The organism is Mongoliibacter sp., assembly GCF_007692705.1.
Lineage (GTDB): Bacteria > Bacteroidota > Bacteroidia > Cytophagales > Cyclobacteriaceae > Mongoliibacter.
In genome coordinates, this window is record NZ_REBN01000186.1 from 1 (window position 1) to 16,625 (window position 16,625).

The window sequence follows — 16,625 nt, forward strand, 5'->3', positions numbered from 1 at the left end:
CTTAACAACTTCCAGTTCATTAATTAAACAATTCACGAAAAGATTCCTCCTGCGTCGGAATGACAAAGTGAAGTCGAAAGCACTCTTGACCATCTGGATATAGTTAATCAATTCATCAACGACAAGTTAAATATTAATGATTAAAAGTTCATTTGCCCTCACACTTAACCTTTAACATTTTAACCTTTAACATTCTTTCTATCAGTTCATCATCAATCAGTTAAAAGTTCATTTGCCTCACATTTTAACCTTTAACTCTTTAACCTTTAACAATCTTCTGATCAGTTAATCAATTCGTCAATGAATCGATTAATCAAGCCACCAAAAAACCATCAACAATACCAGACTGCTGACTTTGAGGAATCTTCCACTTTAATTACCTTACAATTCTTTTAAACCTATTGCAAACCTGATGCTACAATCCAAACTTCCCCAAGTCGGAACGACCATATTTACCACCATGTCCCAAATGGCGACAGACTACAAAGCCATCAACCTTTCTCAGGGTTTTCCAGGCTTTGATTGCTTTCCCTATTTACAGGATTTGGTCACCAAATACATGAATACTGCACACAATCAATACGCGCCAATGGCCGGTGTACCAGCACTCAAACAGCGATTGGCAGAAAAAACCAGCAATGTCTATGACGTAGAGTATGATGCTGAGACAGAAGTAACAGTAGTTTCAGGTGCAACAGAAGCGCTTTTTGCGTCCATCACTGCAGTGGTAAGGCAAGGTGATGAAGTGATTTTGCTTGAACCAGCCTATGATTGCTACGAACCTGCAGTCCGACTCAATGGGGGAGTGCCTGTTTATGTTTCATTGAATGTCCCTGACTTTTCCGTGGATTGGAATAAGGTATCTGATGCCATTAGTTCCAAGACAAGGTTGATTATGGTGAATACGCCCCATAATCCTGGCGGATACGTTTGGACACAGGAAGACTTGGATACTTTAGCGGATTTGATCAGGGATAAGGATATTTATATTATCAGTGATGATGTATATGAACATATTGTTTTTGAAGGGAAAAAGCATATTCCACTATTTTCCCACCCAGAATTGAAGGCGCGCACCTTCGCATGTGGTTCCTTGGGGAAAACCTTTCATGTTACCGGATGGAAAATCGGGTATTGTTTGGCTCCAAAAGCATTGAGCAAAGAATTTAGAAAAATTCATCAGTTTTTAACCTTTAGTACTGTAACTCCAATGCAATATGCATTGGCGGACTATATGGAAGACCCTTCAAGGTATTTGTACTTAAATAAGTTTTACCAGGAAAAGAGAGACTTGTTTTGTGAAGGGTTAAGTCATACCGGATTCTCTTTCACGCCTACTGAGGGAAGTTTTTTTCAATGTGTATCCTATGGCCATCTTTCCCAAGAATCTGATTTTGACTTGGCGGTAAGGATGACCAAGGAAATAGGGGTGGCCAGTATTCCTACTTCTGTATTTTACCATGACCAAAAGGACCATAAGATACTGAGGTTTTGCTTTGCAAAAGAGGATAAAGTGCTCGAACAAGCTTTGGAATTGCTTCAGAAGGGGATTTTTTAACTATTATCTAATATTACACATCAAGATCGCAATGGTATGGGCAGGAATGGTATAACTTTTCTCAAGGACTGGTACTGCTTCTGCCCACAGACATATGTCATCGGGGCTATCCAACGAGGTATCTAACCACCTTTTCCAAGTAATATTTTTCCCGTTGATTACAGATGGTAATTCGAATTCCAATGGATGAGGATTTGCATTGACCATGTAATGCATAGCCACTTTTCTACTGATAGAAGAAATGGTCATGGCAATATGACGCGACTTTTGGGACCAGTCTGGTTTTTCCAATTCAACCCCATGCCAATTGATCTGGGATTGGCTAAGAAATTCAGATAGGTTCATGTTGAATCCCGCCTGGGCATTTTCTCTTTTGAGCTTCTTTTGGATCAGGATTTTCACGAAGCGGAATAGGTCTTTACTGTGTTCCAACAAGGACCAGTCTATCCAAGTCAGTTCGTTATCCTGACAATAAGCATTGTTATTGCCATTTTGGGAGTGCCCCATTTCATCGCCCATTAGTAGCATGGGTGCCCCAAGAGAAAGCATGTTGATGGCATGGAAATTTTTGACCTGCCTATTCCTAAGTTTTATTATGTCGGGGTCATCTGTTGGGCCCTCTACTCCAAAATTCCAACTCAGGTTGTCATTATGCCCATCCCTGTTGTCTTCTTTATTGGCTGCGTTGTGTTTCTTATTGTAGGACACCAAATCCATCAGGGTAAAGCCATCATGACAGGTGATGAAATTGATGCTCTGCTCAGCTTCCCGGTTTTTTGCTCCATAAAGGTCAGGGCTACCGATGATTCGTGTTACAAAACTGCTTACTTTTCCTTGGTCACCCCTGAGAAAACTTCTGACATCATCCCTGAATTTCCCATTCCATTCTTTCCACGAATCTCCCACAAAATTACCCACCTGATAAAGTCCGGCTGCATCCCAGGCTTCAGCAATCAACTTAGTACCCGCTAGAATTGGATCCGACTCTATGTCCCAAAGAATGGGTGGATTTTCTAATGGCTCGCCTTTTTCATTTCTGGAAAGGATAGAGGCTAGGTCAAACCTGAAACCATCCACGTGCATGTCTCTGACCCAGAAATGCAGACTTGAAATGATCATCCTTCTGACAACAGATGCATTGGCATTTAATGTATTTCCGGTTCCTGAGTAATTTTTGTACACAGACTTATCGTGTTCTTCCAATAAGTAATAAACACTATTATCAATACCACGGAAACTGTAGGTAGGTCCATTTGCTTTGTTTTCTCCTGAATGGTTGTACACCACGTCCAGAATCACTTCAATACCTGCCTGATGGAGGGCCTTGACCATATCCCTGAACTCATCCAATACAGCAAGTGAATTGGGTTGGGTACTATAGCTTTGATGCGGTGCAAAAAAAGATATGGGGCTATAACCCCAATAATTGGTAAGACCATCAGGCGCATCCTGTTTGTCGAACTGAAACACTGGAAGCAATTCCACAGCTGTTACGCCCAACTCCTGTAGATAGGGTATTTTTTCAATCAGGCCCAGAAAAGTGCCTTTTTTATCCTCTGAAACACCAGAGGAAGGGTGTTTGGTCATCCCGCCGACATGCAGTTCATAAATTACTGTACGCGAAAATGGTGTGCGGGGATGTTCGTCATTTTCCCAATCGTAATTGGATAGGTCAGCAATCACATTTTTAAGTGAAGGAAGCCCGCCTTCTCCTAGTTTGGAAAGGGCTTTTCTACTGAATTTTTTGGGAAACACTATGGCTTTTGCATAGGGATCCAAAATCACCTTGGAAGCATCGAACCTATGGCCTTTATGAGGTTCATAAGGTCCATGGATCCTGTATCCGTAAATCAGGCCTTCGTAGGCGCCCTCTAAAAATATATGCCAATAATGGTAGGTTTTATTGGTATTGGGGTCGAGTGAATATATCTCTGTCGGAAATAGGTCATTGGTAGATTCAAAAATGAGTAATTCCACCAAGGTGGCATGTTTGGAAAATATACAGAAATTGACTCCTTTCCGGGTCAAACTGGGACCTATAGGGAAACTTTGTCCTGCTTGCGTTTTGAATTTTTGTTTCGGTGATTTTGGTTCTTTTTGCTGCATAGATTGCCAATTGGCATTAATAGGCTGTGAATGGATGCAAGTTAAAAGGATTTATTGAATCAATTCACCCCTTCCATATCCAGTTTCTCCTTCTTTTTCTTGGACAATTCTTTAAACTTTTCTGCGGCCCTTATAAAGTCATTACCAGTTGGCTCTTGGAAGATTTCAAGGTCGAAGAACTTCACTGAGGCAAGTATATGGTCAAAAATATCAGATTGTATGGCTTCATATTCCGACCATGAGGTGGTATTGGTGAAGCAATAAATCTCCATGGGAATACCATCATCACCTACAGGCATCTGTCGGACCATAATGGTCATATCCTGACGGATATTGGGATGGTTTTTTAAATAGGCGTCCAAATAGAACCGAAAGACACCGATGTTGGTCATCCTTCTGCCATTGATCAGTACGTTTTCATCCAATCCAAGGGATTTGTTGTGATTTTCAATTTCTTTTTGCCTATCGGCGATAAAATCTTTCAAAAGATGAAAACGCTTGTAGTATTCCCGGCTCTCTGGGTCTACAAACTTTACTGTCTGACTGTTGATAAATATTGATCGCTTTATTCTTCTGCCACCACTTTCCACCATACCCCTCCAGTTTTTGAAACTGTTGGTGATAAAATAATAGGTAGGAATGGTAGTAATCGTCTTGTCAAAATTCTGGACTTTCACAGTATTGAGGTTCATCGCCACTACATCTCCATCTGCATTGAAATTGGGCATTTCTACCCAGTCACCTACACGCACCATATCATTAGAGGACATCTGTACACTTGCTACCAACCCCAAAATGGTATCCTTGAAAACCAACATAAGGATAGCTGTCATGGCTCCAAATGCACTCAGGAAGTAAATAGGGGAACGGCCCATGATAATGGAAAGGATCATGATTCCTGTAGCAATGTATAGGATGATCCGTATCAGCTGGAAATAGCTGGTCAGTGGTTTGTCCTGCAAGGCATCTTTTTTGGAAAGTCCAAATTCAATCACTTTCAAAAAAGCAAAAACCAAAAGCAGGGTCACTATGGCAAGGTAGGTATCAGTAATTTTGATGACTATGGGACTCCAATACTCAAAATCCCTAAAAATACTTTGTGTCAGTTCCCTTATAAGCAATGCGGGAAGAAGATGGGCCACATGATTGAATACCTGATGGTCCGCCAACACATCATCCCAAGAAATAGGGGATTTTCGGAAGGCCTTGTAGATGTAATAAATGATAATTTTTTTGGTGATAAGATACACCAAGCCTGCAACGAACAATGTTCCAAATAGCAAAATCAGTAGCCTGAGGTAAATCTCAGTTTCATGACCTACACCTGACTCCAGCAGCATACGTTCTACCCATTCTTCCAGTAAATCCATCAGGTAATAGTGATTTTGTTCTTCCATTTTCTACTTGTCTTGATTTCTTTTCAGCCTGCAAATATCGGATTAAAATTCCCGTCAGCCAAGACAGTCAGGGTTATAGTGATTGTCTCTAGATATATTAGGACATAAATATGGGGTTTACTTTACATGTTGTCCGATATAACCGCTTATCCATAACTTACTGATGTAGATATAATATTTAAATTATTACCCTATTAAATATATAGGGTATTTAGGAAAATATAAAATACCGTTTTATTTTTACAGCATAATGTTGTGAGGATCGCAAAATCAATACGGCATTAGGCATCATTACATAATTAAAATTCCATAACATGGTACAGTCAGCATCCACCTATTCATCCCAGCATCAAGAAATTTTCGCATTTCATAAAGTTTCAAAACCTGATAATCAGTCCAAAGGGGGAAATGGTTTGATGCAGTTACTAAGTGAGAGTGACATCTTTGAACTGAAGGGGCAGGGAGCTTTTGATTTCCCGAATTTCCCTGAAACAAATAAAAAATTCAGGGTGGTTTATTTGGAATTATCAGGAGATTTTAAAGGATTAAAGCCAATTCTGAATGGGTTTTTGGCTTTGGGGCAGCCTCAAGGTATAATCATTGATTTTACTAAGGATCAAAATCAGTATAGTTTCAAATATTACCTTGAAGACGAAGAAAAGGCTATAGACTTCACAAATAGGATTTCAGCTTTTCTAAAAGAAGAGGTGAGGTTCAAAAAGGTACTCAAGAAGGTTATAGCCAATCAAAGGGCATTTGAGTCAGCACAGCATTTTTTGACCAAGAAGCTTATGTCTTGAATTTATTATATGTATATCTGCTTTTATACCAATAGAATCTAAATAATAGAATTAACCAATGATTTTAAGCCGATATCAATGAATAACTTGTCCGCCTTGGCGGATCCAACTTGCGGCAGGCAGGTATCTACTTAATGTCTGGTTGCTACTAAAATCTGGTTTAATTGGCTATTGGTGTAATTGCGGATAATCAGATTATTTTAAACAAGTGATAACACCCCACTGGTAGACATATTTATTGAAATTGAAAATTAACTTTTCAGCTGTGGCATAACTAATATCATTCAATACTTCAGTGAGAAAAAATCATTTTTAAACTAGTTAATGGTTTTAATACGAACATATACATTTTCATTTAATACTTACCGTTCAGGGTTAGATTAAAATGGATTTTCCCTGTTTTGGTTTGAATTACCAATATTAAAAGCAAATTTTGTAGTTGGTTTTTTATGCGATAACCCTAACAATTGAAATGAATAAATATATTGATCTTATACAGCAGACTTTTGATTTTCCCACCAAAGAATTTCATGTAGACAAAAACGAGTTACACTTCAATGGAGTCAATTTGATGGAAATCATCGAAGAATACGGCACTCCTCTGAAGCTCACTTACTTACCCAAAATTTCCGAAAATATTCAGAATGCCAAGACCTATTTTGGGAATGCCATTCAAAAGCATGATTACAAGGGAAAGTATACCTACTGTTACTGTACCAAGTCATCTCATTTTAGCTTTGTCTTGGACGAAGCTTTGAAAAATGATATTCATATCGAGACCTCTTCTACCTTTGATATTCCTTTGGTCCGCAACCTTTATGAAAACGGAAAAATCACCAAGGAGACCTATATTGTATGTAATGGCTTCAAAAGAGAGTTGTACAAGCAGTACATTACTGAATTGCTCAATGATGGTTTTGTCAACTGTGTGCCTGTGTTAGATAACCTAAGTGAAATCGATTATTACTTGGAGCATGTCAAAGTGCCTTTTCAGGTAGGTATCAGGATTGCAGCAGATGAGGAACCCAAATTCGGATTTTATACCTCGAGGCTTGGGGTGAGGTACAACGATATCATCAAGCTTTATGAGGAAAAAATCAAGGACAATCCTAATGTAAGCCTGAAGATGCTACACTTTTTCCTGAATTCAGGTATTAGAGATACGGCATATTACTGGTCTGAACTAACAAGGTTTATACAAAAATATGTAGACCTTAAAAAAATCGCCCCATCCTTGGATACCATGGATATTGGAGGGGGATGGCCTATCAAGACCAATGTGTTTTTTGACTATGATTACCAGTATATGGCTGAACAGATCGTCAAAAATATCAAATGGATGTGTGCCAAAAACCATACCCAAGAACCTAATATATTCACTGAATTTGGGAGTTATACAGTAGGAGAGAGTGGTGCTGTGCTCTATTCTATTCTGGACGAAAAACTACAGAATGACAAGGAATTGTGGTATATGATCGATGGTAGTTTTATTACCCAACTACCAGACAGCTGGGGATTGAACCAAAAGTATATCATGTTGGCAGTCAATAACTGGGATGAAGAATATCATAACATCAACCTAGGTGGACTTACATGTGACAGTATGGATTATTACAACTCAGAAGCACATCAATATAATATTTACCTTCCAAAAGTCGAAAAGAAAAAGCAATACATTGGTTTTTTCCACACCGGAGCCTATCAAGAGTCACTTGGTGGTTATGGAGGAATACAGCACTGTCTGATACCTGCCCCTAAGCATGTGATCATCGATAGGGATACAAATGGAAGCATCAAGCACTGGTTGTTTGCTCCTGAACAAAATTCAGAAAGCATGATGAAGACCCTAGGATATTAAAAAAAATAGCCCTGATTTATTTCGAATCAGGCTTTTTTTTGAACCAAATTGATGTAGAAAAGTATATTATAAGGTCATCTTGTTTTGAATTAAACTACAATGGTTTCTCTTTTAAGTCTATTTATTTCATTTTCCCTTTGGATTCTTCCAATTCAGAATGAGGTAAAGTTTGTGTATTTAAAAGAAAAGCCAGAAGATCTATCTAACGTCTTGGTATTCCAAAAGGAAGGAAATGATATTTATGACAGGGCAGAAAAAATTCTGATAGATGCAGAAAAAGATTTGAAAGCACATGCATTATCTAAAAATCAAAATAGGGTAGAGGTGTTTATTGTTGAACAATCCCATGGAGTTTTGCCAACAGAGTCACAGATTGGAAAAAAAGGTTATGTGACATTATGGGTTAGTTTTAAGAAAACTTAACTACAGATTAAACCCTTTATAAGGTGCTTAGGCCATTTTAGATAATTTATTTCGTAATTTGCATTTTTGTTTTTGTAAGAATAAAAAATAAAATTTGAGAATAGGCTCATTACAAAATTTAAATCTGAAGTTTAACATTCACCTGAATAATTCATCTTGAATAATGATTAATTGAAATTGAACAGAAAAAAAACGTGTTACTGAAGCCATTGCTTTTAGTAGGCCTATCCGCTGTGAAGGAAGACAAAAGACTTACTTCTCTTTAAAATTGGGGCAATTTTGGCTACTAAAAAAAAAAATTAATTACATGAAATCGAGCCTGGCCTTGGTAGATGGGTTTTAGGAGTACCTTATACACCGGAATGATTAACCATTCTGCGACTTGTCTTTGGCAGGCAGGAATTCTATCCAGATCTCCTGTATGGCCAATTGCCCGAGGGTTTAGGTTAGGTAATGACCAATGAATAACAATAAAAGACATATGAAAAAAATATTTTGGTTTACACTTCTCTATTCAATTTCATTTTTTGTGTCAGCACAGCAGACAGAAACCTATGATGGAGAATACACTTTTACAGGATTGAAAGGTATAGGGACTTTTGAATTCATGAAAGGAGAAGGTGATGCCATTATCAAGCAAGGTGAGTTCAAGTTCATACGAAAAGAAAGAGATATAGAGGATAAAACGATTTTCTATAAAACAGAGGTTTATGGCGTTTATGAACAGGATCTCAAAACCGGGAAATGGGAATATCAGGATGAAGTCCACAGGGTTCAATTAGAAGATGTAGTGGAATTCAATCTTGATTATGACCTCAGGAGTGAACAAATACTTTTAACAGCTGAATACAAAGATGGCGTTCCGCATGGGAAGTGGGTGTTTTTGGAAAACGAGTATGTAGATGGAAGACTCTCACCTAAGTCTCAAGCCGATGATTTCAGGTTCAATAATGGAGACATTCAAGGTAAGTTTCAGTACAAGTCTTTCGTAGAGGGTAAAACTCACTTTATCAGGGGCGAGCTCAACAAAGAAGGTTACATGAATGGAGAATGGTCCTTCGTCTACCGAGAGGATGGGATTTTAATCTCAGAAGTAAGAAAATATGAAAATGGATTTTTGTTAGGTGTAGTAAAAAGAAACCTTGAGACTGATGCAATGATTCAAGAATCCGTTTTCTACCAAACCATCAGAAAGCTCAATGCAGTGAATGCTGAAGAAAATAAAGGTTTCCGTATTTCGGAGGACAGGTTTGGGATTCAATTTAATGATGGGTTTTTGTCAGGATCTGATCAATTTGCTGTTCAAAAATCCGGTAATCAATTTATCACCGAATTTTTGACCAATATTCTTCGCTATGATGCCCAATTTGTAAATCAAAGGGGTGAATTGATTGATTTTCCTGTTCATACGAGAAGGTTTGTCTTTGAATTGAGTAGGAGTGAGCAAAGGATTGTGGAAGAGCTTCCTGAAAAATTTGATGCACTTCAGAATACAGTGCGGGATTATGCTGAAAGGAATGCCTTGAGGTTAAACAGACAGAAATCGGATTCTCTTTCTTATGCTTATGATTTTTTCCAATTTCAAATTGAAAAACTGGCAGAGTTCAATGAGCTTATAAATTTATTCCGTACCAAAGAGATTCAATATTACGATCTTCAATATTTGGCTAGCGAAAAACTGCCTTTCCTTCGTGAGAAAGATGAGATTGAGTATACTTTTGAGGACAGTACCTACACCAAAGAATTGGAGTATAATGTAGGTAATATAGAAGAGAGCTTTTACACTGCACTATCCGATTACATTTCCCAGATCAATGAAAAAACTTCATCGGTAAAGTCCTATGTGGATAATTCTTTGACCAGAATCGAAAGGGATGATGACCTCAGGGGAATCGAAGGGCAAATAAGGGAAAGAAAGGATGAGCTTGAAGAGAAGTTTATCGAGGACGAGGATCATGATAAGATGACAAAGGAAATCCTGCAGGCTGTTCATGATAATATCCTTGAAACCAATTTCGATCAATTGAATGAAAAGTATGCCAAGGAAGAGAATTTTGATGAGAAGAAGGAAACCGCAAGGGTGATGTTGGATCTTCTTGATGAAATGGAAGGTCAGTATGATGCTTTGAGTGAGATCAGTGCACGTGCTCAACGCTTAGATGAACTCTATATGGAAGAGATCTTCAATCCTTTCACCTATACCAGGTATGACCAAAGGGCCAAGGCAAGGCTTTATGAAAGTGCTGAAATTGTTTTTGAACATTATATTGAAGAGTTGAAAAAGGAAACAGACTATACTGAAATCAAAAATTGGGTATCGAAAATAGATAGGTTCTTCGAGAGAATGGGTGAGCTGCGCGAAGCAGATACCCGAAGAGAAGAAAGAAGGATCAATAGAAGGCTATCCGTCAGTAGAATTGAGTCATTGTTGGAATTATAAGATTGAATAAATGAGTTTTAAAAATTTAACAAAAGGCTTTGCGGTAATTGCTTTCATGCTTTGCTTCATTGAAAAGGCCTACTCGCAAAGTCTTGATCCTATTGTTGCCCCCACGGAGAAAGTCAACCTGCCTACCACAACAGAAAATTGGAATGGACTATACTTGAAATTGAGGATGTCAGATAAATGGTGGTGGTATCAGGAAAATCATTATCGGAGAAGAAACAGTGTCAATAACAATTGGGATTTTGTAGGTAGGATGAGCCAATTGTACAACAGGTTTGGTTTTACTTATATGTTTACTGACAACTTCGAAGTGACATTTGGACCTACCCTTGTTTGGCAGTTTTCTCCGGATAGAGGGAATCCGGAATTTGTAGATTCGGTATTCGATACACGTTTATGGCATCAATGGCTTTTGACCCAAAGTGTTGGTTCGGTGAAAATCCTGCATCAGTTCCGTTTTGAGCATAGGTTTCAACGGGACAACCGGGTAGGGTCTGAATATGAGTACAAAGACAGGTGGAGGTACAAGATCACCGCTTATGTTCCCCTTAATAAATCAAGAATGGAGAACAACACCTTTTTTATTGCTCCTTCCAATGAGTTTTTCTTTCAAACCAACAGACAAACCTGGAATATTTTTGAAGAAAACAGGGTCTATACCGCAGTCGGATATACTTATAACAACTATATGTTTTTTGGAGGACATATGTGGACTTATGGTCCTACAAACATTCCGGGAACCTATAGAGACAGGCATATCATCAGATTGAATGTGATGTATACCATAGATTTTAGAGAAAGAAGAAGACCTCTGACCAGGGATTTTGCATTTTAATGAACCCTATTAAATTTCAAAGATGAATAAGATACTACTTGTATTAGCTTTTATACTGATATCATTCTCCTCATTTGGACAGTACAAAGAACAATTCAGAGCTATGCATGGCTATGAAATGGGCATTGATAAAGGGTTCTTTGGTATTAATTTTACAGGGGAATATTTCCCATTGAATTATTTTTCGATAGCACCGTCATTTACTTTTTTTACACCGGCAACAGGCAATGCCAGAGGTTTTGATCTCAATGCGAGGTATTATTTTACTGAGAAGGAGAGACAGTGGTATACAACCGTGGGTTATGGGCATTACACTAGAGTATATGAGTTCAACCCCATTGGAAGAGAATCTTTCAACTCGCTTAATCTTGGTGGAGGAAGCATGATCAAATTAAATGATGAGATAGGTTTAAATCCGGAAGTCAGATATCAGCTGGGAAGGAATGATCTCTTGTTTAAATTGAGTATTCTATATTTTGTAAATTAAAAAAGCTGTCCTCTTATTTGGACAGCTTTGAGAAATTCTTCTGGAGGGATTTTATCTTGTAAAAGATAATATGATACTGGTAGGTTTTTTATTAGGCTCCTTCCGTGTGGTCCACCCATTTTCCGTCCAAGGTCATGTAGCTTTTCATGCAGTCAGCTGTCATACAGCTATGGATCGGTAGAATACCGATCAAATCCCCTACCTTGACTTTTGAAAGTAACTCATCAGAGGCCTGTATCAGTCCATGCTCCTGGGAAATGCTTTTGACATAAGAACGTTGACCTGTCATTTTCCATCCATCTTTATCCAGGTAAACGATCTCGCCAAAGTTTTTACTGCCATCTGGCTCAGCCAATACATCTTTGGCCAAATGTACACCACCGCCATGGATAAGAATTTCATTCCTGTGCTTTTTGATATCCACTACAGGCACCGCCAAAGCTACCGCTACATCTTCTTTTTGGCAGGAACCCAGGTTGACCTGCATCATATCATAAAAGACAAAATTCCCAGGTCCAATCTGATCCACATCACCAAAGTCATCAACTACAGCACAGCCTGGAGTATCACCTACACGCGTAATCAGGTTGGGGTATTCAGTGCTGTATTTATTTTTAAGCATGCTGAGTGCTGCGATGCTTTCTTCGTATATTTTATGTTTGTCCACGGTGTAATAGGTGTGTCCCGGATGGATATAAAAACCCTTAAACCGCAACTTATCTGTTTTTTTGGCAATACGGAATATAGATTCCATCAAGCCAAAGTCAGAAACTTCTACACCTGTGCGACCATATCCTGCATCTATTTCTATGAAAAAACCAACGGGATGCTCCAGAGCATCGACCAGTTTTTCTGTGACAGCTTCATTGATCAATTGAACGGAAAGTGCCTGGTTTTTGGCTAGGTTGTTTAGTGTTCCAGATTCTAAAGGGTTGAAGGGGAATGCAATATGTATGTTTTCCCAACCCTGCCCACAGAAATAAGAGGCCATCCTGATAGAAGAAACTGTGATTTCCTTGATGCCATACTCCTTTGCCCATTCACCTACTTGCTGGGATTGTGCAGTTTTGAAGTGAGGGACAAGTTCCTTTCCTTGCTTATGAGCTTTACTTGCCATGTTTTTAAGGTTATTCCGGCAGATTTTTTCATTCAACAAAAGGGTAGGAGAAGTGATCTTTTCAAGGTAGGACATGCGTTGATATTTGTGGGTTTGTGTTAGTAAAAATGAAAAATAAGAAAGAAAGCATAGAGTTAAAACTATATTGTGTCTGATGGGAGAAAAATTTTAAGGGTTAATCTCCTCCAAATCACCCCTAAACCTTCCTAGTAGGATCCTCAATTTTCAATTATTCATTTTAAATTATCGGCAATCCACTCTTTCCCTGTTCATCAATTCATCAGCCCTACCTACGGCAGTCAGGTCGTCAAATCATTAAACGACCCCAAAAGTCACTCTGCCCCACATTTTAACAATTAACTACTTGTCCGCCGCGGCGGATTTAACATTTAACAATTAACAACCTTCAGATCATAGCATCGATTCATCACCCACTTTCTAACAGCTTTTATAAAACTGTTTTTGTACCAGTTTGGCTTCAATTTCCTTTGCAGTTTTGGTGATAGAGAGTCCCCCCAAATTGGTGCATCTCAAGGTATTGGGAATACTTTTCCCTACTTCATACATGGTCTCAATGACCTCATCCAAAGGAATCAGGTGGTTATAATCTGCCAAAGCCATATTGGCGCAAGAAAGTGCATTTGAAGCAGCCATTACATTTTTGTTCAGACAAGGAGCCTCAACTCGGTTGCCGATTGGATCACAAATCATTCCCAAGGAACTTTGAAGGGCCATAGAGGCAGCGGAAATACTTTGCTTTAAATTTCCACCTGCTAAACTTACAATCGCAGCAGCAGCCATCGTTGAGCCGGATCCGCATTCAGCCTGACAGCCACCAACTTCTGCCGCAAAGGTGGAGTGTGCAGCGATAAAAACACCTATCAAGCCTGCAATCATCAAGGCTTTCACAGTTTCATCCTCAGAAAGGCCCAATGCATCAGCTACACCCAAAACTGCCCCTGGCATGGCGCCGCATGAACCTGCTGTTGGTGCGGCTACAATCACCCCCATGGAACTCTTGACCTCCATGATGGCAGAGACATACATGATGATACGGTTTAAAACATCTCCGTCTACGAGTTTCTTACCCTCCATCATGGATTTGAATTTCACCGACTGTGGACCTAGGATCCTATCCTCAAACTCTGTCCCTTTTAAACCGGTTTCAATAGCATTTTTGAGTATAATGCGGATATCATTCATTTTGGAAAGTACTTCTTCTTCAGAAATATTACCGCGAATACTTTCATACCTAACAGCCAATTCCCATAAGCTTAATTCCTTATCGGCATTGTATGCCAACATTTCTTCACAGGTGATAAAGGGGATTTTCGGATTCTTTCCTGAAAGAACAGGTAAAACAGGCTTGATCTGTTTGATTTGGACATCATCAGAGATGGCCTTTAATTCTTCAAGTAAAGTTTTATCTAAAAATGACTGGGATGTAAGAATGACGCAACCCTTATTTTCTGCATGAATTTCAAAATCATCATCCACATTGAATTGCATCAGGTGATTTTTCACCTCTTGATGTTCAGTCGTGTAAATCAAGGTGACAAAGCTATCTCCTTCCAATGATACTTTGAGCCCATCAATTTCAATGATTTCAATCATGCCACCACCTGTAGATATGGCAATTATTTCATGACTTCCCCAAGGGTTTTTCAAACCGATTTGATACGTGTTTGGATGATCTGCATGAATGTCTTTGATCTCTATGTTTACCTTAATTCCAGCGGCTCCAATATGCATTTCTGAATCTACCAAACGTTCATCATAGGCTTCCCAACCCAAAAATCCACCGAATAGCCCCATATCAGATCCCTGTTCTTTATGGGTCGTTGCCAGTGAACCATTGGGGTCAAAATCTATCTGTATATCTGATATCCTTCCCCCCATCAGGTCATGACATATCCTGCCAATCCTCAAGGAAGCTGCACAGTGCGAACTTGATGGGCCTCTCATGACAGGGCCTACTACATCGTTGAATATGCTTGGGAAACTCATAACTTTTTGATTTTTATGGAGGTAAATTACTGGTATTGAAATTTGAGTAAATATTTAAGCTCAATTCAGTCATAAATGCTGCGCAGAGGTACTTTTGAAATCAGGATATGATGCTGGGTAATACTTATATTATTGACAGACCTTGTTCTCGCCTATGCATTATTGTGGATATACACATAAATATAAAATTTATAGCATGGATAATCAGGATTTGGAGAATTTATTTTAGAGAAATGATTGTGAAATAAATAATGTTTTTAGGTTAAATCACTTTTATTTTATTTTTGATTTAGCAATACCAAGACCCTTCTTATCGGTTTTGCCTTAGGCTGACAGGCCGGATGACAAGGTGAAGTCGAATGCACTCTTAACCATCAATCGAATTACGAATTATAGCCCATATTTTATCCCGATGGGGTAACTAAAGGATATGCAGATAAAGCTTCTCGCCATAAGCCCTGTAAGGGCTTAGATGTGACAGCCCCGGGTGCAGCCCGGGGTATAAAGTGTTTAATGCTGTTTGTTTTTTGGCCGCTAAAAGGTTAATTGTGGATAAAGCTTTCCGCCAAAAACAGGGAAGGGAAATAGTGAGGAGTGAATAGTGGAGAATTGAAAATTGAAAATGAAGAATTCTGAATGTCGAATATCCAATGATGAATCCACCTGAAGGTCGGACAGGTTTCGAATAATGAAGTTCTATTAGGGGCCGTAAGTGGAGACACTCCCTGCGGCGGAGAAATGCATATACGAGGGGTCTCGATTTATTAAAGTTATTCTTCGACTTCACTCTGGAACTGCGGCCAAAGGGGCAAAATCTGCGTATATCAGCGTAATCCGCGGGAGAAAGGGAAAAGCAGTGAGTGAGACACTCACTGCGGCGAAGATCCTCACTATTGAGAGAGTTCAGAGGGAGGAGGGTGAAAAAGCTGAAAGCTCAATACTAAGGGTCCGAAGGCACAGCCATCGGACAACGTCATTGGAAAGGTACTGTCTAGGACCGCCTTTATTTGGCAGAGGATTGGAAAGCCCTGTAAGGGCGTGATATGATAGCCCAGGGTGCAGCCCTGGGTATAAAGGAGGTTGATTATTGTTTATTTTTGGCCGCAAAAATGGTAATGGTGAAGAAGGCTTTTCGCCAAAAACCGTGAAGGTCAATTGCAATACCCAGGTTCTTCAAAATCTCTCATATCAACCTCGACCCCCTCACGGCCTAAGAGCCTCGATTCCTGTAAAGACTTATCCCCCGGTCGTGCAATGGCCTTTGGATTACATTTATCCAAGAGTTGCGGCGCTTCAGGGTATCAATCAGTGATGGGTTAGCCTTGCTCCTTACCCATGGCTATTCATGGTTTTACCCTTTCAGGGTAACATAGTATAAACATTCCCCAATTGACAATAACCTGACCCGTCGTATGTGTCAACTAATCATAAATTAATAAAACTAGAATCATGCCTGTAGGGCCGCCCTTTGACAGCCTGGGGTTGAATCGTTAGGAAAAAAGGTAAAACAAATCTAACTGAGGGCATCTGCTTATAAAAAAGATTCCTCCTACGTACCAATGACAAATAGCTATTTCTCGCGGCGATCGCT

11 protein-coding genes are annotated in these 16,625 nt (G+C 39.2%); 7 read left to right on the plus strand and 4 right to left on the minus strand.

The genetic code is table 11. The features are described from left to right. Positions 1-412: 412 nt before the first annotated feature. Positions 413-1,558: a methionine aminotransferase gene (locus EA341_RS13000; protein ID WP_293015209.1), complete on the plus strand. Its 1,146-nt coding sequence runs from the start codon at positions 413-415 to the stop codon at positions 1,556-1,558. Positions 1,559-1,561: 3 nt separating this feature from the next. On the opposite strand, the gene glgX is transcribed toward EA341_RS13000, so the two are convergent. Continuing rightward, on the minus strand, positions 1,562-3,664 hold the full coding sequence (gene glgX / locus EA341_RS13005; protein ID WP_293015212.1) for a glycogen debranching protein GlgX: 2,103 nt from the start codon (positions 3,662-3,664) through the stop codon (positions 1,562-1,564). 59 nt (positions 3,665-3,723) lie between these two features. Further along, entirely contained in the window at positions 3,724-5,061 is a 1,338-nt protein-coding gene (locus tag EA341_RS13010) for a mechanosensitive ion channel domain-containing protein (protein WP_293015221.1), read from the minus strand. Between the two features lie 314 nt (positions 5,062-5,375). Between EA341_RS13010 and EA341_RS13015 the strand changes: the two genes are divergently transcribed. The 6 genes from EA341_RS13015 to EA341_RS13040 all read left to right on the plus strand — a co-directional run bounded on the left by EA341_RS13015 (position 5,376) and on the right by EA341_RS13040 (position 11,910). Beyond that, positions 5,376-5,861 (plus strand): hypothetical protein, encoded by a 486-nt coding sequence (locus tag EA341_RS13015; protein ID WP_293015223.1) that lies wholly within the window; start codon positions 5,376-5,378, stop codon positions 5,859-5,861. A 472-nt stretch (positions 5,862-6,333) separates the two neighbouring features. Further along, the gene (locus EA341_RS13020; protein ID WP_293015225.1) at positions 6,334-7,719 is read left to right on the plus strand and encodes an arginine decarboxylase; all 1,386 of its coding nucleotides are present in this window, start codon (positions 6,334-6,336) and stop codon (positions 7,717-7,719) included. Positions 7,720-7,818: 99 nt separating this feature from the next. Beyond that, positions 7,819-8,142: a hypothetical protein gene (locus EA341_RS13025; protein ID WP_293015227.1), complete on the plus strand. Its 324-nt coding sequence runs from the start codon at positions 7,819-7,821 to the stop codon at positions 8,140-8,142. Between the two features lie 481 nt (positions 8,143-8,623). Continuing rightward, entirely contained in the window at positions 8,624-10,582 is a 1,959-nt protein-coding gene (locus tag EA341_RS13030; protein WP_293015229.1) for a hypothetical protein, read from the plus strand. A 10-nt stretch (positions 10,583-10,592) separates the two neighbouring features. Beyond that, entirely contained in the window at positions 10,593-11,423 is an 831-nt protein-coding gene (locus tag EA341_RS13035) for a DUF2490 domain-containing protein (RefSeq protein WP_293015231.1), read from the plus strand. 22 nt (positions 11,424-11,445) lie between these two features. Further along, entirely contained in the window at positions 11,446-11,910 is a 465-nt protein-coding gene (locus EA341_RS13040) for a hypothetical protein (RefSeq protein ID WP_293015234.1), read from the plus strand. 91 nt (positions 11,911-12,001) lie between these two features. On the opposite strand, the gene EA341_RS13045 is transcribed toward EA341_RS13040, so the two are convergent. Beyond that, positions 12,002-13,102: an alanine racemase gene (locus tag EA341_RS13045; RefSeq protein ID WP_293015237.1), complete on the minus strand. Its 1,101-nt coding sequence runs from the start codon at positions 13,100-13,102 to the stop codon at positions 12,002-12,004. A 363-nt stretch (positions 13,103-13,465) separates the two neighbouring features. Further along, positions 13,466-15,034, minus strand: coding sequence for an L-serine ammonia-lyase, iron-sulfur-dependent, subunit alpha (locus tag EA341_RS13050; RefSeq protein WP_293015240.1), 1,569 nt, complete (start codon positions 15,032-15,034; stop codon positions 13,466-13,468). Positions 15,035-16,625 lie beyond the last annotated feature (1,591 nt).